The 19,361-nt window shown below is 69.1% G+C and carries 23 protein-coding genes and 4 pseudogenes; 15 read left to right on the top strand and 12 right to left on the bottom strand.

Annotated elements, in window-relative coordinates; all coding sequences use genetic code 11:
* The first annotated feature begins 25 nt into the window (after window positions 1–25).
* Window positions 26–841 carry an isoprenyl transferase gene (locus G3I54_RS06400; protein ID WP_164612002.1) on the top strand — a complete coding sequence of 272 codons (816 nt, stop codon included), beginning with the start codon at window positions 26–28 and terminating at the stop codon, window positions 839–841.
* Between the two features lie 62 nt (window positions 842–903).
* Here the strand turns inward: G3I54_RS06400 and G3I54_RS06395 are convergent, their stop codons facing one another.
* The 4 genes from G3I54_RS06395 to G3I54_RS06380 all read right to left on the bottom strand — a co-directional run bounded on the left by G3I54_RS06395 (window position 904) and on the right by G3I54_RS06380 (window position 4,252).
* Window positions 904–1,338, bottom strand: a complete 435-nt coding sequence (locus G3I54_RS06395) for a Fur family transcriptional regulator (RefSeq protein WP_164612000.1) — start codon at window positions 1,336–1,338, stop codon at window positions 904–906.
* 122 nt (window positions 1,339–1,460) lie between these two features.
* Entirely contained in the window at window positions 1,461–2,360 is a 900-nt protein-coding gene (locus G3I54_RS06390) for a metal ABC transporter permease (RefSeq protein WP_164611998.1), read from the bottom strand.
* Complete coding sequence (locus G3I54_RS06385; RefSeq protein ID WP_164611996.1) at window positions 2,360–3,166, bottom strand: metal ABC transporter ATP-binding protein; 807 nt, start codon at window positions 3,164–3,166, stop codon at window positions 2,360–2,362. Before G3I54_RS06385 ends, G3I54_RS06390 begins: the two co-directional genes overlap by 1 nt.
* A 54-nt stretch (window positions 3,167–3,220) precedes the next feature.
* Window positions 3,221–4,252, bottom strand: a complete 1,032-nt coding sequence (locus G3I54_RS06380) for a metal ABC transporter substrate-binding protein (protein WP_164611994.1) — start codon at window positions 4,250–4,252, stop codon at window positions 3,221–3,223.
* 178 nt (window positions 4,253–4,430) lie between these two features.
* On the opposite strand from G3I54_RS06380, the gene G3I54_RS06375 reads away from it, so the two are divergent.
* The 4 genes from G3I54_RS06375 (at window position 4,431) to G3I54_RS06360 (ending at window position 8,298) form a co-directional block, all read left to right on the top strand.
* Window positions 4,431–5,813, top strand: a complete 1,383-nt coding sequence (locus G3I54_RS06375; RefSeq protein WP_103510124.1) for a glycine--tRNA ligase — start codon at window positions 4,431–4,433, stop codon at window positions 5,811–5,813.
* Between the two features lie 100 nt (window positions 5,814–5,913).
* A complete protein-coding gene (locus tag G3I54_RS06370; RefSeq protein WP_164611992.1) occupies window positions 5,914–6,117 on the top strand; it encodes a hypothetical protein in 204 nt (67 codons plus the stop codon).
* 189 nt (window positions 6,118–6,306) lie between these two features.
* Window positions 6,307–6,543 carry a DUF6243 family protein gene (locus G3I54_RS06365; RefSeq protein ID WP_164611990.1) on the top strand — a complete coding sequence of 79 codons (237 nt, stop codon included), beginning with the start codon at window positions 6,307–6,309 and terminating at the stop codon, window positions 6,541–6,543.
* A gap of 540 nt (window positions 6,544–7,083) precedes the next feature.
* Window positions 7,084–8,298, top strand: a complete 1,215-nt coding sequence (locus G3I54_RS06360) for a hypothetical protein (RefSeq protein ID WP_164611988.1) — start codon at window positions 7,084–7,086, stop codon at window positions 8,296–8,298.
* A gap of 109 nt (window positions 8,299–8,407) precedes the next feature.
* Here G3I54_RS06360 and G3I54_RS06355 read toward each other — a convergent pair whose 3' ends face one another.
* Window positions 8,408–8,617 (bottom strand): hypothetical protein, encoded by a 210-nt coding sequence (locus G3I54_RS06355; protein WP_164611986.1) that lies wholly within the window; start codon window positions 8,615–8,617, stop codon window positions 8,408–8,410.
* A 143-nt stretch (window positions 8,618–8,760) separates the two neighbouring features.
* Between G3I54_RS06355 and G3I54_RS06350 the strand changes: the two genes are divergently transcribed.
* Window positions 8,761–9,054, top strand: a complete 294-nt coding sequence (locus G3I54_RS06350) for a hypothetical protein (RefSeq protein WP_164611984.1) — start codon at window positions 8,761–8,763, stop codon at window positions 9,052–9,054.
* A gap of 53 nt (window positions 9,055–9,107) precedes the next feature.
* Here the strand turns inward: G3I54_RS06350 and G3I54_RS06345 are convergent, their stop codons facing one another.
* The 4 genes from G3I54_RS06345 to G3I54_RS06330 are packed head-to-tail and all read right to left on the bottom strand — an operon-like array spanning window position 9,108 to window position 10,630.
* Window positions 9,108–9,500 (bottom strand): hypothetical protein, encoded by a 393-nt coding sequence (locus tag G3I54_RS06345; protein WP_164611982.1) that lies wholly within the window; start codon window positions 9,498–9,500, stop codon window positions 9,108–9,110.
* A 10-nt stretch (window positions 9,501–9,510) separates the two neighbouring features.
* A complete protein-coding gene (locus G3I54_RS06340) occupies window positions 9,511–9,912 on the bottom strand; it encodes a hypothetical protein (RefSeq protein ID WP_164612122.1) in 402 nt (133 codons plus the stop codon).
* Between the two features lie 29 nt (window positions 9,913–9,941).
* Window positions 9,942–10,322 (bottom strand): hypothetical protein, encoded by a 381-nt coding sequence (locus G3I54_RS06335; RefSeq protein ID WP_164611980.1) that lies wholly within the window; start codon window positions 10,320–10,322, stop codon window positions 9,942–9,944.
* Between the two features lie 47 nt (window positions 10,323–10,369).
* On the bottom strand, window positions 10,370–10,630 hold the full coding sequence (locus G3I54_RS06330; protein WP_164611978.1) for a hypothetical protein: 261 nt from the start codon (window positions 10,628–10,630) through the stop codon (window positions 10,370–10,372).
* A 106-nt stretch (window positions 10,631–10,736) separates the two neighbouring features.
* Here G3I54_RS06330 and G3I54_RS06325 point away from each other — a divergent pair, with 106 nt between their 5' ends.
* The 4 genes and pseudogenes from G3I54_RS06325 to G3I54_RS06310 all read left to right on the top strand — a co-directional run bounded on the left by G3I54_RS06325 (window position 10,737) and on the right by G3I54_RS06310 (window position 12,705).
* Complete coding sequence (locus tag G3I54_RS06325) at window positions 10,737–11,564, top strand: helix-turn-helix transcriptional regulator (protein ID WP_164611976.1); 828 nt, start codon at window positions 10,737–10,739, stop codon at window positions 11,562–11,564.
* Window positions 11,561–11,770, top strand: coding sequence for a DUF397 domain-containing protein (locus G3I54_RS06320; protein ID WP_164611974.1), 210 nt, complete (start codon window positions 11,561–11,563; stop codon window positions 11,768–11,770). Before G3I54_RS06325 ends, G3I54_RS06320 begins: the two co-directional genes overlap by 4 nt.
* A gap of 117 nt (window positions 11,771–11,887) precedes the next feature.
* Window positions 11,888–12,415, top strand: a pseudogene (locus G3I54_RS06315) (UTRA domain-containing protein); the annotation flags it as partial.
* Window positions 12,416–12,495: 80 nt separating this feature from the next.
* Window positions 12,496–12,705, top strand: a complete 210-nt coding sequence (locus tag G3I54_RS06310) for a DUF397 domain-containing protein (RefSeq protein WP_164611972.1) — start codon at window positions 12,496–12,498, stop codon at window positions 12,703–12,705.
* A gap of 54 nt (window positions 12,706–12,759) precedes the next feature.
* On the opposite strand, the pseudogene tgmC reads toward G3I54_RS06310, so the two are convergent.
* Window positions 12,760–13,928, bottom strand: a pseudogene (tgmC, locus tag G3I54_RS06305) (ATP-grasp peptide maturase system methyltransferase).
* Window positions 13,925–14,443 (bottom strand): annotated as a pseudogene (locus G3I54_RS06300) (ATP-grasp ribosomal peptide maturase); the annotation flags it as partial. The pseudogenes tgmC and G3I54_RS06300, both read right to left, overlap by 4 nt.
* A gap of 17 nt (window positions 14,444–14,460) precedes the next feature.
* Between G3I54_RS06300 and G3I54_RS06295 the strand changes: the two are divergent.
* From G3I54_RS06295 to G3I54_RS06285, 3 genes and pseudogenes are all read left to right on the top strand, one after another.
* Window positions 14,461–14,685, top strand: a pseudogene (locus tag G3I54_RS06295) (GntR family transcriptional regulator); the annotation flags it as partial.
* A 182-nt stretch (window positions 14,686–14,867) separates the two neighbouring features.
* Window positions 14,868–15,815, top strand: coding sequence for a MerR family transcriptional regulator (locus tag G3I54_RS06290; RefSeq protein ID WP_164611970.1), 948 nt, complete (start codon window positions 14,868–14,870; stop codon window positions 15,813–15,815).
* Window positions 15,816–15,889: 74 nt separating this feature from the next.
* Complete coding sequence (locus G3I54_RS06285; RefSeq protein WP_164611968.1) at window positions 15,890–16,456, top strand: GNAT family N-acetyltransferase; 567 nt, start codon at window positions 15,890–15,892, stop codon at window positions 16,454–16,456.
* Window positions 16,457–16,555: 99 nt separating this feature from the next.
* On the opposite strand, the gene G3I54_RS06280 is transcribed toward G3I54_RS06285, so the two are convergent.
* Window positions 16,556–17,161, bottom strand: coding sequence for an SMI1/KNR4 family protein (locus G3I54_RS06280; RefSeq protein ID WP_164611967.1), 606 nt, complete (start codon window positions 17,159–17,161; stop codon window positions 16,556–16,558).
* Window positions 17,162–17,523: 362 nt separating this feature from the next.
* Between G3I54_RS06280 and G3I54_RS06275 the strand changes: the two genes are divergently transcribed.
* Window positions 17,524–18,324 carry a HEAT repeat domain-containing protein gene (locus tag G3I54_RS06275; protein ID WP_203685584.1) on the top strand — a complete coding sequence of 267 codons (801 nt, stop codon included), beginning with the start codon at window positions 17,524–17,526 and terminating at the stop codon, window positions 18,322–18,324.
* Window positions 18,325–18,409: 85 nt separating this feature from the next.
* Window positions 18,410–18,646, top strand: a complete 237-nt coding sequence (locus G3I54_RS06270) for a hypothetical protein (protein WP_239144258.1) — start codon at window positions 18,410–18,412, stop codon at window positions 18,644–18,646.
* The last annotated feature ends 715 nt before the right edge of the window (window positions 18,647–19,361 follow it).

Raw genomic sequence — 19,361 nt, 5'->3', positions numbered from 1 at the left:
GTGACACAGGGAGACTGAGAAGCTCATGGCAGTACGCGGGATCCTCGGCGGCCGTAACCGGCGCACGTACAAGACCCCCGAGCCGCACCCCTCGGGCGCGACGCCTCCGAAGATCCCCGGCGAGCTGGTGCCCCAGCACGTCGCCGTCGTGATGGACGGCAACGGCCGCTGGGCCAAGGAGCGGGGTCTGCCCCGCACCGAGGGCCACAAGGTCGGTGAGGGCGTCGTCATGGACGTTCTCAAGGGCTGTATCGAGATGGGCGTGAAGAACCTCTCGCTGTACGCCTTCTCCACGGAGAACTGGAAGCGCTCGCCGGACGAGGTGAAGTTCCTGATGAACTTCAACCGCGACGTGATCCGCCGCCGCCGTGACGAGATGGACGAGCTCGGCATCCGTATCCGCTGGGTGGGCCGCATGCCCAAGCTGTGGAAGTCCGTCGTCCAGGAGCTCCAGGTCGCCCAGGAGCAGACGAAGGACAACGACAAGATGACGCTGTATTTCTGCGTCAACTACGGCGGCCGCGCCGAGATCGCCGACGCCGCGCAGCGCATCGCCCAGGACGTGGCCGCCGGGAAACTGGACCCGTCCAAGGTGAACGAGAAGACCTTCGCGAAGTACACCTACTACCCGGACATGCCGGACGTGGACCTCTTCGTGCGCCCCAGCGGCGAGCAGCGCACCTCGAACTACCTGATCTGGCAGAGCGCGTACGCCGAGATGGTCTTCCAGGACGTTCTCTGGCCGGATTTCGACCGTCGTGACCTGTGGCGGGCCTGCCTGGAGTACGCCCAGCGCGACCGCCGCTTCGGCGGGGCGCAGGAGGCGGAAGCCGCCAAGTGAGTACGGAGAAGGGGCGGGCCCGGTGCGTCACGCACCGGGCCCGCCCCTTCTCCGTATGTCCGTTACGCCTTCTTCGCGGCGCACTCCGCGCAGGTGCCGAAGATCTCGACGGTGTGCGCGACGTTCACATAGCCGTGCTGGGCGGCGATCGTCTCGGCCCACTGCTCGACGGCCGGCCCCTCGACCTCCACCGCCGCGCCGCAGAGCCGGCAGACCAGGTGGTGGTGATGATCACCGGTCGAGCACCGCCGGTAGACGGCCTCGCCCTCGGTGGTGCGCAGAACGTCGACCTCGCCCGCGTCGGCGAGGGACTGCAGGGTCCGGTAGACCGTCGTGAGGCCCACGGAGTCGCCGCGGTGTTTGAGGACGTCGTGCAGTTCCTGGGCGCTGCGGAACTCGTCGACCTCGTCGAGCGCCGCCGCCACCGCCGCCCGCTGCCGGGTGGACCGGCCGCGTACCGGCGCTGCGTTCGTGCCACTGATCGGCGCCGTGGCCACAGGTGCCTCCTCGTGTCGCCCGTACATGTGTCGGGCCATTGTGCCAGCCCGGCAGGGCGCCCCCGGCGAACACGTACGGTGCGACTCCGTCACACGTACCGCTGTCACGGCTGTTGTGGCCGTCACACCCATACGTCGTCCCGGTCCCGGCGGGCTGCCGGTACTTCCAGGGTGCACTCGGCACCCTTCGTCTCGCTCGCCCGCGCCCGCCGTCGTGCGAGCGGAGCGGCGAGCGCGGTCAGCGCGACGAACACCGCGATGGCCAGCAGCACGATCGTCGCGCCGGGCGGAACGTCCTGGTAGTACGAGGTCACGGTGCCGGTGAGGGTCACGGCCGTGCCGATCACCACGGCCAGCACGAAGGTGACCTTGAAGGACTTGGTGATCTGCTGGGCGGCCGCCACCGGCACCACCATCAGCGCGCTGACCAGCAGCAGGCCGACGACCCGCATCGCGACGGTCACGGTCACGGCGGCGGTCACCGCGATCAGCAGGTTCAGCACCCGCACCGGAAGACCGGACACCCGGGCGAATTCCTCGTCCTGGCTGACCGCGAACAGCTGCCGCCGCAGCCCCACCGTGACCAGCACCACGAAGGCCGCCAGGACGCAGATCGCGACGACGTCCGACTCGGAGACGGTGGCGAGCGAGCCGAAGAGGTACGAGGTCAGATTGGCGTTGGAGCCGGTGTCGGACAGGTTGATCAGCATGACGCCGCCCGCCATGCCGCCGTAGAACAGCATCGCCAGGGCGAGGTCGCCGCGGGTGTGTCCGTACCAGCGGATCAGCTCCATCACGACCGCGCCGGCCACCGCGACGGCGGTCGCCATCCACACGGGGCTGGTGGAGAGCAGGAAGCCCAGGCCGACGCCGGTCATCGCGATGTGCCCGATGCCGTCGCCCATCAGGGCCTGTCGGCGCTGCACCAGGTAGATGCCGATGGCGGGCGCGGTGATGCCGACCAGCACGGCCGCGATGAGCGCCCGCTGCATGAAGGGAGGGTTCAGGAATTCGAACAGCATCAGGTCAGCAGTCCCGTCCGGACGGGCTCGGCGGCCGCGTGGGGGTGTACGTGGTCGTGGCCGGGCAGGGCGTGCTGGCCGAGCGCCTCGGGCGGCGGCCCGTCGTGCGTCACACAGCCGTCGCGCAGGACGACGGCCCGGTCGATCAGCGGCTCCAGCGGGCCCAGCTCGTGCAGCACCAGCAGCACGGAGGTGCCCAGCGCCACCTGCTCGCGCAGGGTCGAGGCGAGGATCTCCTGGCTGGCCAGGTCCACCCCGGCCATCGGCTCGTCCATGATCAGCAGCTCCGGCTCGGCGGCCAGGGCGCGGGCGATCAGGACCCGCTGGTGCTGGCCGCCCGACAGCGCGCTCACGGAGTCCTTGGCACGGTCGGCCAGGCCCACCAGCGCGATGGCCCGGTCCACGGCGGCCCGGTCCGCCTTCCCGGGCCATCGCAGCCCCGTACGGGACAGCCGGCCGGAGGCGACGACCTCGCGGATCGTGGCGGGCACGCCGCCCGCGGCCGTGGTGCGCTGCGGGACGTAGCCGATCCGGCCCCAGCGGCGGAAGCGGCGCAGCTCGGTGCCGAACAGCTCGACGCTGCCGCCGGTCAGCGGGACCTGCCCGATGACCGACCGTACGGCGGTGGACTTGCCGGAACCGTTGGCGCCGAGCAGCGCGACGACCTCGCCGCGGTGCACGGTCAGGTCCACGCCGCGCAGCACGGGGCGCGCGCCGAGGGTGGCCGTGGCGCCGCGCAGGGCTATGACGGCCTCCTGGTCGGGCCGGCGGGCGGCCTCGCGGGGGGTGCTCTCACGCTCCGGCACGAGCGCCTCCGATCCGAACGTCACAAGTGGTGCGGGTGGTGCGGGCGGTGCGGGTCACTTCGCGCCGAGCGCCTTCTGCAGTGCGGCGAGGTTGGACTTCATGACCTCGATGTAGTCAGCGCCCTGGGACTTCTCCGTGATTCCCTCCAGCGGGTCCAGAACGCCGGTCTTCAGTCCGGTGTCCTTCGCGAGGGTCTTCGCGGTCTTGTCACTCGCGAGCGTCTCGAAGAAGACGGTGGTGGCTTTCTCCTTCTCCGCGATGGTGTGGATCTCCTGGATCCGGGCGGGGCTCGGCTCGGCCTCGGGGTCGATGCCCGCGATGCCCTGCTGGGTGAGCCCGTAGCGCTCGGCGAGGTAGCCGAAGGCGGAGTGGGTGGTGATGAAGGTCTTGGTGGCGGTGTTCTTCAGCCCGGTCTCGTACGCCGTGTTCAGCTCGCCCAGCTCGCCGACCAGCGCTTCGGTGTTCTTCTTGTAGTCGGCGGCGTGGTCGGGGTCGGCCTTCTCCAGCGACTTGCCGACGCCCTTGGCGACCTCGGCGTACTTCACCGGGTCCAGCCAGATGTGCGGGTCGGCGCCGCCCTCCTCGCCGTGGTTGTGGCCGTCGCCCTCTTCGTGGGCTTCTTCCTCGTGGGCGTGCTCGTCCGCGTGCTCTTCCTCGCCCTCGCCCTCGCCCTCGTGACCGTGGTCGTGGCCGCTGACCTCGGAGCCGTGGTTCTCCAGCGTGGTGAGGGTCGCGGCGTCGACGGTGTTCTTCACACCGGACTGCAGAATCGCGTCGTCCACGGCGGGCTGGATGCCCTTGAGGTACAGCACGTAGTCGGACTCGCTGATGGAGCCGATCTGGCGGGGGGTGAGCTCCAGGTCGTGCGGCTCGACGCCCGGCTTGGTGAGGCTGGTGACGGCGACGTGCTCGCCGCCGATCTTCTCGGCCAGGAACTGCATCGGGTAGAACGACGCCGTCACCTTCAGCTTGTCGCCGTTGCCCCCGTCCGCCGCGTCGGAGGTGGAGCAGGCGGAGAGAGCGGTCAGGCCGAGGGCGACTGCTCCGGCGACGGCGGTGGTGGGTATCAGGCGGCGTACGTTCATGACAGTCATTTTCAACAAAAGTGGAAACGATTGTCAACAAGGCGGATGAGATGCCCGGAAGATCACGAGGTGGCGGCGCACGGCCTTCTCCGGGCCCCTACCGATTTGATCCAGGGGGTGCACGCGCCGGTAACCTGAGTTATTCGCCGTTCGTCGCCGTCGTAATGAAGAGAGCACCGTGGCCGCCGACAAGATCGACACCATCGTCAGCCTGAGCAAGCGCCGTGGCTTCGTCTACCCCTGCAGTGAGATCTACGGTGGTCAGAAGGCCGCCTGGGACTACGGGCCGCTGGGCGTCGAGATGAAGGAGAACCTGAAGCGTCAGTGGTGGCGCTACATGGTCACCGCGCGCGAGGACGTGGTCGGTCTCGACTCGTCGGTCATCCTGGCGCCCGACGTCTGGGTCGCCTCCGGCCACGTCGCCACCTTCTCGGACCCGCTGACCGAGTGCACCTCCTGTCACAAGCGCTACCGCGCCGACCACCTGGAGGAGGCGTACGAGGAGAAGCACGGCAAGCCGCCGGTCAACGGCCTCGCCGACCTCAACTGCCCCAACTGCGGCAACAAGGGCACCTTCACCGAGCCCAAGCAGTTCTCGGGTCTGCTCTCCACCCACCTCGGCCCGACCCAGGACTCCGGCTCGGTCGCCTACCTGCGCCCCGAGACCGCCCAGGGCATCTTCACCAACTTCGGCCAGGTGCTGCAGACCTCGCGCAAGAAGCCGCCGTTCGGCATCGCGCAGATGGGCAAGTCCTTCCGGAACGAGATCACTCCGGGCAACTTCATCTTCCGGACCCGTGAGTTCGAGCAGATGGAGATGGAGTTCTTCGTCAAGCCGGGCGAGGACGAGGAGTGGCAGCAGTACTGGATGGACCAGCGCTGGAACTGGTACACGGACCTCGGCATGCGCGAGGAGAACATGCGCTGGTTCGAGCACCCGAAGGAGAAGCTCTCCCACTACTCCAAGCGCACCGCCGACATCGAGTACCGCTTCCGCTTCGGCGGCAGCGAGTGGGGCGAGCTGGAGGGTGTGGCCAACCGCACCGACTACGACCTCAAGGCGCACTCCGAGGCCTCGGGCACCGACCTCCAGTACTACGACCAGGAGGCCAACGAGCGCTGGACGCCGTACGTCATCGAGCCCGCGGCCGGTGTCGGCCGCGCGATGCTGGCGTTCCTCCTGGACGCCTACGTCGAGGACGAGGCGCCCAACGCCAAGGGCGTCATGGAGAAGCGCACCGTGATGCGCCTCGACCCGCGCCTGGCGCCGGTCAAGGTCGCGGTGCTGCCGCTCTCGCGCAACCCGCAGCTCTCGCCGAAGGCCAAGGGCCTGGCGACCGACCTGCGCAAGAACTGGAACATCGAGTTCGACGACGCCGGCGCCATCGGCCGCCGCTACCGCCGTCAGGACGAGATCGGCACCCCGTTCTGCGTCACCGTCGACTTCGACACCCTCGACGACAACGCGGTGACCGTGCGCGAGCGCGACACCATGAAGCAGGAGCGCGTCTCCCTGGACCAGATCCAGGCGTACCTCGGCGCCCGTCTGCTCGGCTGCTGACACCCGCGTACGTGCGTGAGGCCCCCGGTTCCGGGTACGGGACCGGGGGCTTCGTCGTACAGTCCACCGGAGCCCCCGCCGCCGTTCCGGGAGGTACACGATGCCGTCGATCACCACCAGCAAGGTCACCAGATGGGACCAGCACGGCCGTGAACACGTCGTGCAGGTAAGGAAGTCGGGCATGACGCGCCAGCTGACCTGCTCCACCTGCGCGTGGCGCCGCTCGGCGCAGTTCCTGCCCTGGCTGAAGGCCGAGGAGCATCTGGCCGAGGCCCATCAGGCGACGGTCGACCCGACGGCCTGAGACCCGACGGCCCGAAAACCTGGTGCGGTGCTCGCGGGGAGCGCGGTACCTTTCCCGTATGTCTTCGTTCTTCCAGATCTACGAGTGAGAGCGCGGCGGGTGCGAACACCCCGCCGCGGCCCGGGACCGGCGCGACCGGACCCGATCACCTTCACCTGACTCACTTCACACTCCACATGGGAGAACGCCATGGCCAAGAGCCGTAACAACCTCCTCGGCGTCGGCGGACAGCGCAAGAAGCTGTCCCGCGCCGAACAGCAGGGCGCGGGTTCCGCGCGAGGCGCCGACCGCAAGGCCGCCGAGGACAAGAAGCAGGAGCTGGTGCGCAAGATGCGCGAGCGCGCCGAGGCCCAGGCGGCCGCGACCGGCGAGCCGACTGCCGAGCAGAACGGCGAGCAGGGCGGCGCGTCGCCCGCGCAGGGCTGAGCTGAGCTGAACTGATACCTGAGCAGTACCCGTACGACGGTGTGGGCCCGGATCATCCGTGATCCGGGCCCACAGCCGTGTTCCTTGAACTCCGTTCCCTGGCCGGTTGGTTGCGAGACAGGATTCAGGCAAGCCCGATACTCTGCGACGTCAAGGCTGCGCGGGCTCACACCCATAGGGGGAGACGTTGCGTCGCAAGGTTGTGATCGTCGCCGCACTGCTGACCCCTGCGGTCGCCTTCTTGACGGCCGTGAGCCTGCCTGGGCGGGAACCACGAGTGCCGGAAGAAGTCAGCACGTTCGAGCTGCACTCGGACCGTGATGGGATGCCCGAGGAATCTCCCCCGAAGTCGGCGGAGGAGCTCAGCAGGTCCGAGACGGCCGACGATGTGCGTGCTCGCCTTGAGCACCTCAAGTCATGGGGTCTGCACGACTGAGGTCGTGCGGGCCGTGTGGGGCCCGCCAGGATCGCCCGGTCCGATCCCTGTGAGGCCGAAATCGCCTGGCGGGCCGACACCCGGGTCGGGCAGGGTGCCGGGTGATGAGCGACAAGAACGAGATGTCATACGCCCACCCCGACTCCACCGAGGGCTTGCTGCAACGCGGACGCGGCCAGGGCGCGGTGCGAGCGCTCCAGGACCCGCGGGGATCTGCGGCGCTCGTGTACGACGGGATCCGCCGCGACTGGCGTTGGGACGGAACCGACGACCGGTCTCTGTATCTGGCGCGGCTGGTACAGGACTTGGAGCTTTCCCTCACGCCGGTCGTGGACATGCTGCTGGGGGACGAGGAGGCCTGCTTGCGGGCCTGTGAGGTGCTGGAGCTGCTGGCTCTCGCCCGTTCGGACGAGGCCAGGGAAGCACTTCGGGAGTACGTGCGGACCGGCGAGCACTGGGTCCTCGTCATGGAGTCGGTATCGTCCGCCTGGCCGCCCGGGTGGTGGGAAGACCTCCGTGACGTCGCACATGCCCGGATCGGTGCGGAGACGGAGCTTCCGTACCACTCCGAGCCGTGGACGCGGTTCGGGATCGAGACGCAGGGCTCTCCCTCCGTTCCGCGACCTTCACTGGCCCGGCTCGGCACGGCGGAGCTCCTTGCCCTGCTCGCCGACGCCGATACGCAACGTGCCACGAAGATCGACGCGCTGCGCGCCCTGAACGGCAGAGAGCCCACCGACGGGCTGATCCCGCTGGTCCCCCTGCTGGGCGCGCCGAACCAACGCCGCCCCCTGCCCCTTCTCACGCGGGCCGTAAGGCGGTTGGGCCCGCTCGCCGTACCGGCGGCGCGCGACTGGGCACGGGACGGCCGTCCCTGGCTGGCTCGGCTGGGAGTGGACGTCCTGGCCGATCATCCTGACCTGGAGGCGCTGCCGGGACTGGTGGAAGAACTCGCCGCACAGTGGACGGCCGGGGCCTGGTGCGGCCCCGACCGAACGGCCCGGCGCCTGGCCGGTCTTGGGCCCGTGGCCGTCGATGCCGTGCCCCACCTGCGCCGCTTCTGGCTGTGTACCCCGCACTCGTACGAACGGGCCGCGTACCTGGAGGCGTTGGCCGCCATCGACCGAGACGGACTGGAGGTTCTCTTCACCGAATCCCTGTGGGACTGCGAGGAGAACACGCGACTGCTGGGCATCGCCTCGGCACCCGCGAGCCCGGAAGCCCTGGGGCGGATCGCCGTGCTGCGCGATGATCCGATGGAGACGTCCGAGGTACGAGCTGCGGCCCGGGCGCGGCTGTTGACTCCCGACACCCCCTAGGAACCCACGGGCCCGCGCACGTCCTGCTTGCCGCTCACCACCACCCCCGCTCGCCACCATTCGCCGAACGCCGTTACGAGGACGGCGGCCTCGCGATACGTCACGCCAACTACCGGAACCAGTGCAGCACTTCCGCCGTGCCGCGCACGTTCGACCCCGGATGCCGCGATCCTTCGTGGTCGACCGCGCCCAGGTCCACGACGGAGGGTTGGGCCGGCGCTGCCGCGACCGCACCCGTGGCCCCGGCCGCGGAGCCGATGAGCATGACGGCGCAGGCCACTGCGGTGGTGAGGCGTCGGCCTTCTTCCCCGTGGGGCATGAGACCGTCTGGTCGTGGCAGAGATGACGAGTGAGTGGGAAGCGGCCTTGGCCGAGGCGTCGTCCTCCTTGTGGACGCGACGTGCTCGTGCCGGGCGTCACCTTGCTGGCTTCGCCGATGTGCCTGAGGCTGCGGAAGGTCTGATGAGACTGCTGCTGGACGCCGAGGACACAGCGGTGACCCGGCAGACGGCGGCGGCCCTGGCTCGGGTGGGGACGGTGGCCGCCGTGAGACTCGTCGCTCTCGCGGTCGCCGAGGCTGACGACGACCGGGCCGACCGGGCCGACTGGCTGGAGACCGGGGTGTGCGACGCGCTCGGGGGACCGGGCGGTGTGCCGGACATCGCGGCGGCCTGCGCGCAGCTCGCCCGGGACCCGGAAGAGGCTGTCCGCCGTGGAGCCGCGGAGATCGCGGTATGGGCGGACGGCCCGGGGTGATCCGGCGCGGACATGCAGCCTGAGCCCTGAGCCCTGACTCCTGGGCCCTGGAGTCAGCTCCCGCCGCCTTCCCCGTGCTCGGGGAACAGGTGCGGGTGCCGCTCCGCGAGGATTCGCGTGATCGCTTCGTCGGTGGGGTCGATGACCTCCCAGCTGTGTCCGGCCGGGTGCCCGCCGAACAGCCCGCACGCGTCGTCCTCGTTACGGGTGTCGAGCGCGGCACACCAGGGGAGCGGGGTCAGCCGGGCACGCTCCGCGTTCCACCGGGCCCAGATGGCGCGTCCGGGCCGCCCGCCCTCGTCCCAGAGCATCGCCGCGTGCTCGGCGCCGTGGTCCTCGCCGAGTTCACAGAGGACGTGTCCGACTTCCGGGCGGTGGCCGGGGACAGACAGGGCGAGTATGTGGTCCGGGGGCGGCAGTAACGCGACGGCGGTGCACTGGTTCATGGGCACGGGGTCACCCTTCGGGGGAGTCGCCTGAGACGAGCCGCTCCGCGATCAGGTCGCCGAGCGGGTCGGTCACGTCCCAGGAGTGGGGCGCGGTGTGGTGGTCGAAGAGCGCGCACCGCCGTACGAGGCCGGAGTCGAGCCGGCGGAGGACGGCGGGGCACCAGGGGGTGGACTCGGCCCGGTGGGTGCGTTCGGGCCCGCTGCCGGTCCAGAAGAACCACAGGGCGGGGGAGTCGGGCGTTCGGCCCGGCCGGAGGTAGGCGGCGTGTTCGGTGTGCGGGCCGTCGTCGTGCGTGCCGAGTTCGCACAGGACGTACGGTTCGGGATCCTCGGGGCCGTCGGTCTCGGGGGCGCTGAGCCGCGACACGGCATCGGGCGGAAGCAACGTGACGGCGGTGCACTGGAGCACGACGTTCAACTCCGGTTCGTGGCAGGGGACTACTGGTCAGCGGGGCGGCCGCGCCACCCGGCGAGCGTCAGGCTCAGCCCGACGGCGGGATCGAGAACGGTGAACAGCGCGGGGAACCCGGCCTCCAGGTCCCGTATCGCGTGGTCCTGGCACGGTCCGTGGGTGGCCCAGCGGCGCAACTCCCGCGGGGCGTGCGATCCGTGGAAGCGGACCGGTCGTACGTCGCCGGTCGGCAGCCGTACGGGCTCGGGCGCGAGGGGAAGCCCGTGACCGTTGGCCAGACGGAGGGCCTGCCGCCGGAGCCAGAGGAGGACGAGCCGCCGGTTCCGTACGGCGACCCCGCCGAGGGTGGCGAACCGCTGCCCGTCGGAGACGGTGACCTCGGCGGCGTACCCCGTTGCGCGTCGCATGCGGACGAGTTCGGCGAGGGGATGCGGGTACGGATGCGGGTACGTATTCACAGGACCTCGCCCCGGCTACGGGCGTTGAGCCGCGCGGTACGGGCGCGAAGCTGCTCTATCAGGAGTGCCGGGCGTACGTGGCGGGGCTCGGCCTCCCACTCCGCGCCGCCCCCGACGGGCCGGAGCGACCAGTAGGGGCCGGCGACGCCTCGGAATTCGCCCACGCGGTCGGCGCGGCTGGTGTCGACCATGAGGGTTCCGGGGGCGGGGAGGTCAGGGGGCTCCTGGATATTCGGGCGTAAGTTCTCGCCGTACATCGATCGCTCCTCTCCGTAGCCGTTTGGCTACCGGGGCGATTCAGACTGACCTAGGGTCGAACTGTCTTCAACCTGCGAGCTCCGTTCGGATAGTTAGGGCTTCAACATGGTGAATCGCAAGCAACTCGACCCCGACGATCCGGACACTTCCTTCGGCTTGCAGTTGAGGCAGGCCAGAGACGCGCGTGGCTGGACACAGGACGAGTTAGCCAGCCGCATGGGGTGCTCGGGGACGCACATTTCGGCCGTGGAAACTGGTCGCCGCCCTCCAACTCCTCGTTTCGCGCGGAGTGTTGACCGGGCGCTGGGGACCGGTGACAAGTTCAGCCGCATGGTTCAGGCGATGAAGGAAACGGCGCTGCTGGAGGGCTTTCCTGAGTTCGTGCGGCAGGAGATCCGGGCTGCGGAGATCAGGCTTTTCGAGCTTGGGATCATCCCGGGGCTGCTTCAGACTGCCGAGTACGCTGAAGCCATCTGTAACGGTGCGGTGCGACGGGGAGCAATCACGGAGCAGCAGGCTGAGGAACGGCTCGCGCTGCTTGCTGAGAGGCAGGCATCCCTTTCCAGGACGCCGCCACCGATGATCTACGCGGTGCTGGATGAGAGCTGCATCCATCAGTCAGTCGGCGGGGCCACTGTCATGAAGGCGCAGCTGGACAGGCTCATCGCCTTCGCTGAATCACCCTCCACGGTTCTGCAGATCGCACCGTTCGACCTCGGAGAACGGCGCACGTTCGACCAGCCGGTGACCCTGTTGACCCTCCCTGACCGGACACAGTTGGCCTACTCCGAGTCCGCACAGCAGGGCAGGCTGGAGCGCGATATGCACTTCGTTCAACCCTTCCTGACGGCCTACCATCAGATGCAGGCCGAAGCCGCCTCGCAGGCTGAGTCCGTGGCCAAGATCAGCAAGTTACGAAAGGGTGCCTTGTGACGACCGAATCCCCCCGTTGGTTCAAGTCCTCGTACAGCAGCAACGGCGGCCAGTGCGTCGAGGTCGCCGCCAACCTCGCCGCGTCGCGTGGCATCGTCCCGGTCCGTGACTCCAAGGTCGGGAACGGTCCCGTGGTCGCCGTCCCCGTCACCGCGTTCGCGGCGTTCGTCGCGGGCGTTCAGGGTGGGACGTTCGACACCGTCTGACGGACAGAGCAGCAGGATGCCCCGCCGTGCCGCGCATGGTGGGGCATTCTGCTGTCCGGAGAGAAGGGGCACTCTTTGATGACCACCACCGACACCAGCGGGCGCGAGCCCGAACCTCGGCCGCTCAGGCGTCGGGGTATTCAGCGGTTGGCGCACGAACAGTGGGGAACTGGGCGCTCCGTCTGGGAGGCGGACCTCGCAGGCCGGGACCTGGTGGTGGACGACGTAGAGGTGCGTGAGGGGGCTGCCTCGGAGAACGCGGCGCGCGTGCTCGGCCTGGAAGCGGGCGAGCGTGTCTGGATCAGGAGCCGCCGGTTCGTGCTGGACGGTGAGCCGGTCCTCCTGTCGACCTCGTACCTCCCGGCATCTCTGGTCGAGGGACCAGCGATCACCCAGCCGGACACAGGGCCCGGCGGGATCTACGCCCGGCTCGCCGAACTGGGCCATGGCCCGGTCCACTTCCGGGAAGAGATCCGCTCGCGCATGCCGTTGCCCGAAGAAGCGGCGAGGCTCAGCCTTCCGGCCGGGACGCCCGTCATGCTCATCTGCCGGACGGCCTTCGCTGAGGAGGGGCGTGTCGTGGAGGTCAACGAGATGGTGCTCGACGCCGCCGCGTACGTCCTGGAGTACGACTTCGACGCGTAACGCCGTCCGGGGAGAGGCCCTCTGGTGCCCGCTCGGTCGTGTCGTGCATGGTGGGGCTTCCTAACGGCGAAGGGACACCTGTGATGCCCGAATCCCCGTGCTGGTTCACGTCCTCGTACAGCAACAACGGCGGTGCATGCATCGAGGTCGCCGCCAACCTCGCCGCGTCGCGTGGCGTCGTCCCGGTCCGTGACTCCAAGGTCGTGGGCGGGCCCGTGATCGAGGTCCCCGCCACCGCCTTCTCCGCGTTTGTCGCGGGCGTTCAGGGCGGGACGTTCGACATCGTCTGAGGAACCGAGCAGCAGGATGCCCCGCCGTGCGCGCATGGTGGGGCATCCCGCTGATCAGACAAGGTCGTGCCGCCAGCGGAGCGCGGTGTGGCCGTCGATCCAGTAGGTGTGGGCCTCCTTCGTGACCCGGAGCCGTACCTCGGTGATGTCGGGGCGGTCCGCGTCCTGCCAGGCGATGAGAGCCCGCTCGATCGCGTCCCACAGGGCCACGGGGCCGCCCTGGCGGACTGTCCAGGTGCCGTCGTTCACCGTGAACGAGGCGAAGGACTCGCGCTCCAAGTCGAAGAGGTGCAGCAGCCGGTCGCCCTCCGGCGAGGTGGCGCGGGTGAAGCGCGCCCCAGGAGCCGCGAGCTGGGCGAGGAACGCGGGCATCCACTCTGCCAGCAGGAGCGGGGACACCTCGGTCTCGCGCTCACTGTCGGCGTAGGCCGTGCGGGCCGACAGGTCACCGCCGATGGGCGCTTCCGCCTGGGACCGGGCTTGCATGAACGAGCTACGGCCGATGATCGCGCCCTCGGCGCTACCGTCCTCTGCCACGGTGACCTTCGCCAGGCCGGTGCCGTAGTGCCAGGAGCCGCCGACCGTGGTGAGGACGATGCCGCCCGGCTTGGTCTGCCTGATCCAGGCGTAGGGGATGCGGCGCACCGCGCAGGTGGCGATGGTGCGGTCGTACGGGCCCGGCGGGGATGGCCGAGGAGTCCGTCGCCTGTGACGGTCCAGGTCGAGTAGCCGGCGGTTTCCAGGGCGTCGTCCGCCCGGGCCGAGACGGCGGGGTCCACTTCGACCGTGGTGACGGCGTCCTCCCCGAGGCGGAAGCACATGAGGGCTGAGGAATAGCCGGTTCCTGTGCCGATCTCCAGGACCTGCTGGCCGTTCTCCACCTCCAGTTTCTCCAGCATGTCCACGACGGTGACCGGGGTGGTGGACGAGGAGGTCGGGGAGCCGGTCACGGGGCCGCTGACCTGGTCGGCGGTGAGGTGTCCGTCGAGCTGGGTGGTCAGGGACTCGTCGCGGTAGGCAATCCGTACCCACTCGGCCGGGTCGCTCCCGGCAGCGGTGACCGGCTGCCACCGGCCGTCTTCCGCGGGCAGGAACACGCCAGGGTTCAGGAACAGCTCGCGGGGAACAGCCTCCACCGCGGCCCGCCAAGGGGAGCTGATGAGAACGCCCGCCTGCTCCAGGCGTCCGGCGAGTGCACGCCGCTCCTGAGCGGTGTCGGTCATGGGGCAACTCCTTGCGTCAGCAGTTCAGCGAATGCGGCGGACATCGCGAGGCCGGTGGACTCCTCCAGCCATCCCCACTGCCCGTTCGGGTTCAGCTCCAGCCACCAGAGGCCATCGGCCTCGTCGACGGCGAAGTCGAAGCTTCCCGAGGCCAGACCGAAGTGGGCCAGGTACGCCAGGAGCGCCTCCTCCACGTGGTCGGGCAGGTCCACCACGCGGTAGGACAGGGCTGAGTAATCCTTACGCCAGTCCAGCATCCCGGACGCGATCCGTACGGCGAACACCTCGTGGCCGACCACCAGCACGCGAAGGTCGGCCACCTTGTTCACCACGGCCTGGAAGAGATGCGGCACCACAGCCACGCGCTCGTCGATCTCTGTCGCCGTGACCAGGTCGGCCCACCCGGTGACAGGAACACCACCTCGCTGGTAAGGCGTCCACCGGAGCGTCTTGAAGATCACCTGTTCGTGGTCGCCGACGAAGGACCGCGCCTCGTCCGGGTCGTTCGTGACCAGCTCGGAGAACGCTGCGCGTGCTCGCTCTCGAAGAAGGTGAGCGTGTCCGGATCAGGAGCCGCCGGTTCGTGCTGGACGGCAAGCCGGTCCTCCTGCCGACGTCGTAGCTCAGGCTTCCGGCCGGGACGCCCGTCATGCTCATCTGCCGGACGGCCTTCGCGGAGGAGGGGCGTGTCGTGGAGGTCAACGAGATGGTGCTCGATGCCGCCGCGTGCGTTCTGGAGTACGACTTCGACGCGTAACGCCGCCCAGGGAGAGGCCCTCTGGTGCCCGCTCGGCCGTGTCGTGCATGGTGGGGCATCCTGCTGTTCGAGGGACCGGTCGCTCGGGTCCGAATGGTCAGGGCTCGTGGACGAGGAGTGGTTGGCTGCCGGCAGGCGGAGGGGCTTGAGTCTCCAGTAGGGGGAGACGCAAAGGTGGGGGCATGAACGGCGACACGCTCTACTCGATCGGCGAGCTGGCCCGGCGGACGGGGCTCACGGTCAAGACCATTCGGTTCTACTCCGATCGCGGAATCGTGGCGCCGACGGACCGCAGCCCGGCCGGCTACCGCCTCTACAACATCGATGCTGCCGCACGCCTGGACCTCGTACGGACCCTGCGCGAGCTGGGACTGGACCTTCCCACGATCCGCAAGGTCGTGGACCGCGAGCTCTCGCTTCCCGAGGTCGCCGCGGCGCACGCCGAAGCACTGGCGGTGCAGATCCGGGTCCTGCGCATGCGGCGCGCGGTGCTGACGGCGGTGGCCGAGCGCGGGTCCACACCGGAGGAGACGGAACTGATGCACCGGCTGGCCCAGCTTTCCCAGGACGAACGCCGACGTCTGATCGGCGATTTCCTCGACGCCGTCTTCGGCGGTCTTGACGCCACCCCCGCCGCCCCCGCATTCGCGGCTGCCATGCGCTCGATGACCCCCGAGCTGCCCGACAACCCGGACGCGGAACAGGTCCAGGCGTGGGTGGAGTTGGCTGAACTGGCGATGGACCCGGATTTCCGCGCCATGGTGCGGCGGATGGTCGAGGACACGGCAGTCGAGCAGGCCCGAAGCGACACGACGGTCCCACGCCGCGACATCGCCGCCGCCGTCCGCGACGAGGCCGGCCCGGCCTTGACCACCGGCATTGACCCGGCCTCGCCCCAGGCCGATCCGATCGTCGCGGCGTTCACGGCGCACTACGCGCGCCTCCTCGGCCGCCCCGACGACGTCGAGCTTCGCCGCCTGCTGGCGACTCGGCTGGAGAGCGTGAACGACCCCCGCAGGGAGCGGTACCTCCGGCTGCTCGCGGTGGTCAACGGCTGGCCGGCCCCGGAGAGTCTGGCTCCCGTGCTCGACTGGTCCGTCCAGGCTCTGCGCGTCCGGACACCGCGATGACAGTGCGGTCGCAAGGCGACAAGGGCCGGACGTGGTCGGTGTCGGCTGAAAGCACTGCCGCACATGATGAGTTCATGAATGCCCCCGTCGTACTTCAGGTGGCCGCGACGTCGGCCTCTCCCGCTCTCGTTCTTCGCCCCTGGCGCATGGCGGACGTTGCCGCACTGGTCGAGGTGAGCCAGGATCCCGCGTTGCGCCAGTGGGCGGCCTCTGCCGTGGACGACGATGCTGACGGGGCACGGTGGGCGCAGGCCCAGCAGCGGGGCTGGGCAGTGGGGGACAGGTTCGGCTTCGCCGTCCTTGAGGCACAACCCGCTGCAGGGCGCGAACAGTTGGTGGGCAATGTGGTCCTCAAGGATGTCGCCCACGGCAAACCGGCGGCCGAGGTGGGCTACTGGACCGCGGCGCACGCTCGCGGGCTGGGAGTGGCCCCCCGCGCTCTGGAGGCACTCACCAGCTGGGCCTTCGACGCCTTCGGAGCCGACGGGCTGGAGCGTCTTGAACTCCTGCACCAGGTGGACAACTTGGCGTCGTGCCGGGTTGCGCAGAAGAGCCGATACGACTTCGACAGCGTCCTGCCCGCGACGCCGCCTTCCTTCCCCCTCGATGGCCACCTGCACATACGGCGCTTGAGTGCCTGAGCCCCTCCCGGTTCCTGTGGACCGGCTGCGGCTGCTCACACCACCGGCGTCTTCGGGCGTCCGGGCCGGGGAGCCGCCTGCCTCTACGACGCCGCGCCTTCAACCTCGGTCGGCAACGCGGTCCCAGCCCAATCTTCCACTGTCATCGACGGTGCGCCTGAAGCCACTGAAAGGATCGCCCGTTTCCAGCGCATCTGCTGCTGCCTGCAGGAAGCTGGAGAGGCTTCCCCACGCATGATCTGGAGGAAAAGAAATTTCACCGATCTCGTCGCGGGAACCTATTCGCCCACGCCGCATGCCGGGGCGATCGTCGATGGCCAGATACCCCCCTCCGTCATCAGAAGCGAACGCGATCCACTCGGGGTGCCAGCGCGCGTGAATTCCATCTATTTCCAAGGGGATATCCTGCGCTAGGTATTCCTGTCGTGTCTCGTTCTCGATTTCGACCTGCAGCTGTTGATGGTCGACAATCGAACGAGTCCCGAGAAGTACATAGACAGGAGGGAGGCGCATGGGGTCGCTTCCATTGTGGCAGAGCAGTGAGTCGGCCAACTCTGTTGGAAGTGTCAGCCCCAGATCGTTTTCCGCCGCTGCTATCTCCTCCCGCGTAGCGGGTGGAGGAAGGGCGCCATACGTGGCGGGCGCGCATTCGCGAAGCCAAGATTCGATACGTTGCCATGTCTGGCTGACGTGCTCCTGGGTCACTTTGCCTCCACCGACACGAGATATGACTGACCTGCTCGAGCACGAACTGCTTGCTCATACGCGAGGCACTTGACGAGGGAATCAGCCTGAACGAGACGAATCGAGGCTTATAGATGCTCGCGTCCCGGAACAGTGCCCCCTTCAGGTGCCCATCGATTGTCGAAGCTGTTTACATTGTAGGGCAGAAATTCGCCATTTTTATCAGAACAGCAAGGCGACCCATGAGTGCATAGACGGTCGGTGGCAGATCGCAACGAACAAGGGCTGACACCATGAGTCGGATCGACCCTGACGGGCCTCGTCGCATCGCCGACCCGTCGGAGCCGTCCGACGATTCGGGCCGGTGACTAGCATCTCGTGCCATGGCGATGTTCGTGCACCTGACCTCAGCGGCGAACGCACCGCGCATCCGGCGGTCCGGGATCCGGGCTGCCGGCCATGGGCAGGGTGGCGCGCGGGGCGTCTACTGCTTTCCGGTGCTGCCGTCGTACACCCTCACCCACCAATGGCTGCGCGAGCTCGCCCGGTTCGGCAGTCGGGGTGGGCTGGTGGCCGTCCATGTGCGACTCGACGACGCCGAGGACGTGCTGGTCGGGCGCTATACCGACCGGGCGCGCGATGCCCAGGTCACCGTTTCCGCTGCGGAGTCGGTACGGCGGATCGCGGCGCTGGAGGACCCGCGCGGATGGGAGGTCTTCGTGCCCCGGGCGATCCGGCCGCGCGAAGTGCACCGGATCCGCACCGCACCGCAGGTCGCTGGCTGGCGGTATATGCCGGACGCACACGGTGTGCGCCCCTGCACCTGTTTCGGGTGCCGCGTGCGTGGCGGGTACGGTGCGCGGCGCCTGCGCGAGCGGCTGCCGCATCCGTTGGACGGTCCGCCGCCGCCCGTCAAGGTGCTGCTCGCCCGGGTCGAGGCCGGTGACTCCGGCGACCCGGCCGCGCTGCGGGAGGCCCTGCACTGGTTCGGCATGCGTCGGCGCGGCCCGGTCGACCGGTTGAGGGGCCTCGCCGCCCACCCCGACCCCGGGGTGCGGGAGGAGTTGGTGTGGGCGGTCGCCCGTTGGACCACTCCCGGTGTCGCCGAACTGCTGGACGGCCTGGCCGACGACCCGCACCCGGATGTCCGGGAGGCGGTGGAAGCGGTCCGCGATCCGGGATGACCGAGGGCACGTGTCTCCGTGGGTGTACCGACGGCCCCAACGGCCCCGGGGCCCACGAGGCGGCAGGCCGGTCGGTGATGAGTTGGTGCTGCTCGTCGACGAACTCTGGCTCGCACAGGCGGAGATCGACCTGGCCGCCAGGAGCGAGGGGCTGCGGGGCGCCACCTATCGCTATGCGTTCCGTCTTGCCGAGGCTGCCCGGGGCGAGGTGAGCGACGCTTCCGCGCTGCGTGAGCCGCAGAAGGAGTTCATGGACGCCGCGTACGACGACATGTGGCCCGGCCGACGAAGGGCAGGGGCCACGGTGGGCAGGCGGTCGTGACGAGTCGGGCGACGCGTGGAGAGGAACCGGGGCACAACTCCGCTCGCGCGGAGAGAACGAGATCAGCATCGGCGGCGAGGACTCCGTCACCGGCACACCTCCGCTCGCGCGGAGAGAACCGGGACCGGGATGTGCCGGGTCCGGGGGAGGACGGCACACCTCCGCTCGCGCGGAGAAAACTCCAGTCCGGCGGCCCCGTCCTGACCCGGGAGCGGCACACCTCCGCTCGCGCGGAGAAAACGTCTCGTCGAGCACCAGTCCGGGAACGATCTGCGGCACACCTCCGCTCGCGCGGAGAAAACTCTAGCGTTGCCCTGAAAGTGCGCGAGCAGGGCGGCACACCTCCGCTCGCGCGGAGAAAACGGCGCCAGCGAATTCGTCATCGCAGTGCCATCCGGCACACCTCCGCTCGCGCGGAGAAGACCCAGAATCAGCCCCTCGCGCCCAGTCCGTGGGCGGCACACCTCCGCTCGCGCGGAGAAAACTACAGCAGACGCTCAGATGACCTCGGTCGGCACGGCACACCTCCGCTCGCGCGGAGAAAACCCTTCGTGACCTGCCTTTACTCGGCTGCTTTGCCATCTCTTTGCTGACCGTTGCCGAGCATGTGCCCCGTCTCCTCGCCGTCGCCCAGTGAGTCTAAGGGGGTGCCCTTCCAGCGGTGCCGCCTTCGGCAATTCGGCACCGGTGTCAGTGGGTACGCGCATCCGATGTA

It is taken from the genome of Streptomyces sp. SID14515 (genome assembly GCF_010548505.1).
GTDB classification, from domain to species: domain Bacteria; phylum Actinomycetota; class Actinomycetes; order Streptomycetales; family Streptomycetaceae; genus Streptomyces; species Streptomyces caviscabies.
Note: the sequence above shows the minus strand (reverse complement) of the source record. Positions and strands in the feature narration are given on the sequence as shown.

Bases quoted from the DNA above. Each gene is read 5' to 3' on its own strand.
- G3I54_RS06275 (WP_203685584.1), top strand. From the start codon at position 17,524: ATGGCGATGTTCGTGCACCTGACCTCAGCGGCGAACGCACCGCGCATC.
- G3I54_RS06355 (WP_164611986.1), bottom strand. From the start codon at position 8,617: ATGCCCCACGGGGAAGAAGGCCGACGCCTCACCACCGCAGTGGCCTGC.
- G3I54_RS06360 (WP_164611988.1), top strand. From the start codon at position 7,084: ATGAGCGACAAGAACGAGATGTCATACGCCCACCCCGACTCCACCGAG.
- G3I54_RS06325 (WP_164611976.1), top strand. From the start codon at position 10,737: ATGGTGAATCGCAAGCAACTCGACCCCGACGATCCGGACACTTCCTTC.
- G3I54_RS06285 (WP_164611968.1), top strand. From the start codon at position 15,890: ATGAATGCCCCCGTCGTACTTCAGGTGGCCGCGACGTCGGCCTCTCCC.
- G3I54_RS06350 (WP_164611984.1), top strand. From the start codon at position 8,761: ATGAGACTGCTGCTGGACGCCGAGGACACAGCGGTGACCCGGCAGACG.
- G3I54_RS06335 (WP_164611980.1), bottom strand. From the start codon at position 10,322: ATGCGACGCGCAACGGGGTACGCCGCCGAGGTCACCGTCTCCGACGGG.
- G3I54_RS06290 (WP_164611970.1), top strand. From the start codon at position 14,868: ATGAACGGCGACACGCTCTACTCGATCGGCGAGCTGGCCCGGCGGACG.
- G3I54_RS06380 (WP_164611994.1), bottom strand. From the start codon at position 4,252: ATGAACGTACGCCGCCTGATACCCACCACCGCCGTCGCCGGAGCAGTC.
- G3I54_RS06370 (WP_164611992.1), top strand. From the start codon at position 5,914: ATGCCGTCGATCACCACCAGCAAGGTCACCAGATGGGACCAGCACGGC.
- G3I54_RS06345 (WP_164611982.1), bottom strand. From the start codon at position 9,500: ATGAACCAGTGCACCGCCGTCGCGTTACTGCCGCCCCCGGACCACATA.
- G3I54_RS06390 (WP_164611998.1), bottom strand. From the start codon at position 2,360: ATGCTGTTCGAATTCCTGAACCCTCCCTTCATGCAGCGGGCGCTCATC.
- G3I54_RS06365 (WP_164611990.1), top strand. From the start codon at position 6,307: ATGGCCAAGAGCCGTAACAACCTCCTCGGCGTCGGCGGACAGCGCAAG.
- G3I54_RS06330 (WP_164611978.1), bottom strand. From the start codon at position 10,630: ATGTACGGCGAGAACTTACGCCCGAATATCCAGGAGCCCCCTGACCTC.
- G3I54_RS06400 (WP_164612002.1), top strand. From the start codon at position 26: ATGGCAGTACGCGGGATCCTCGGCGGCCGTAACCGGCGCACGTACAAG.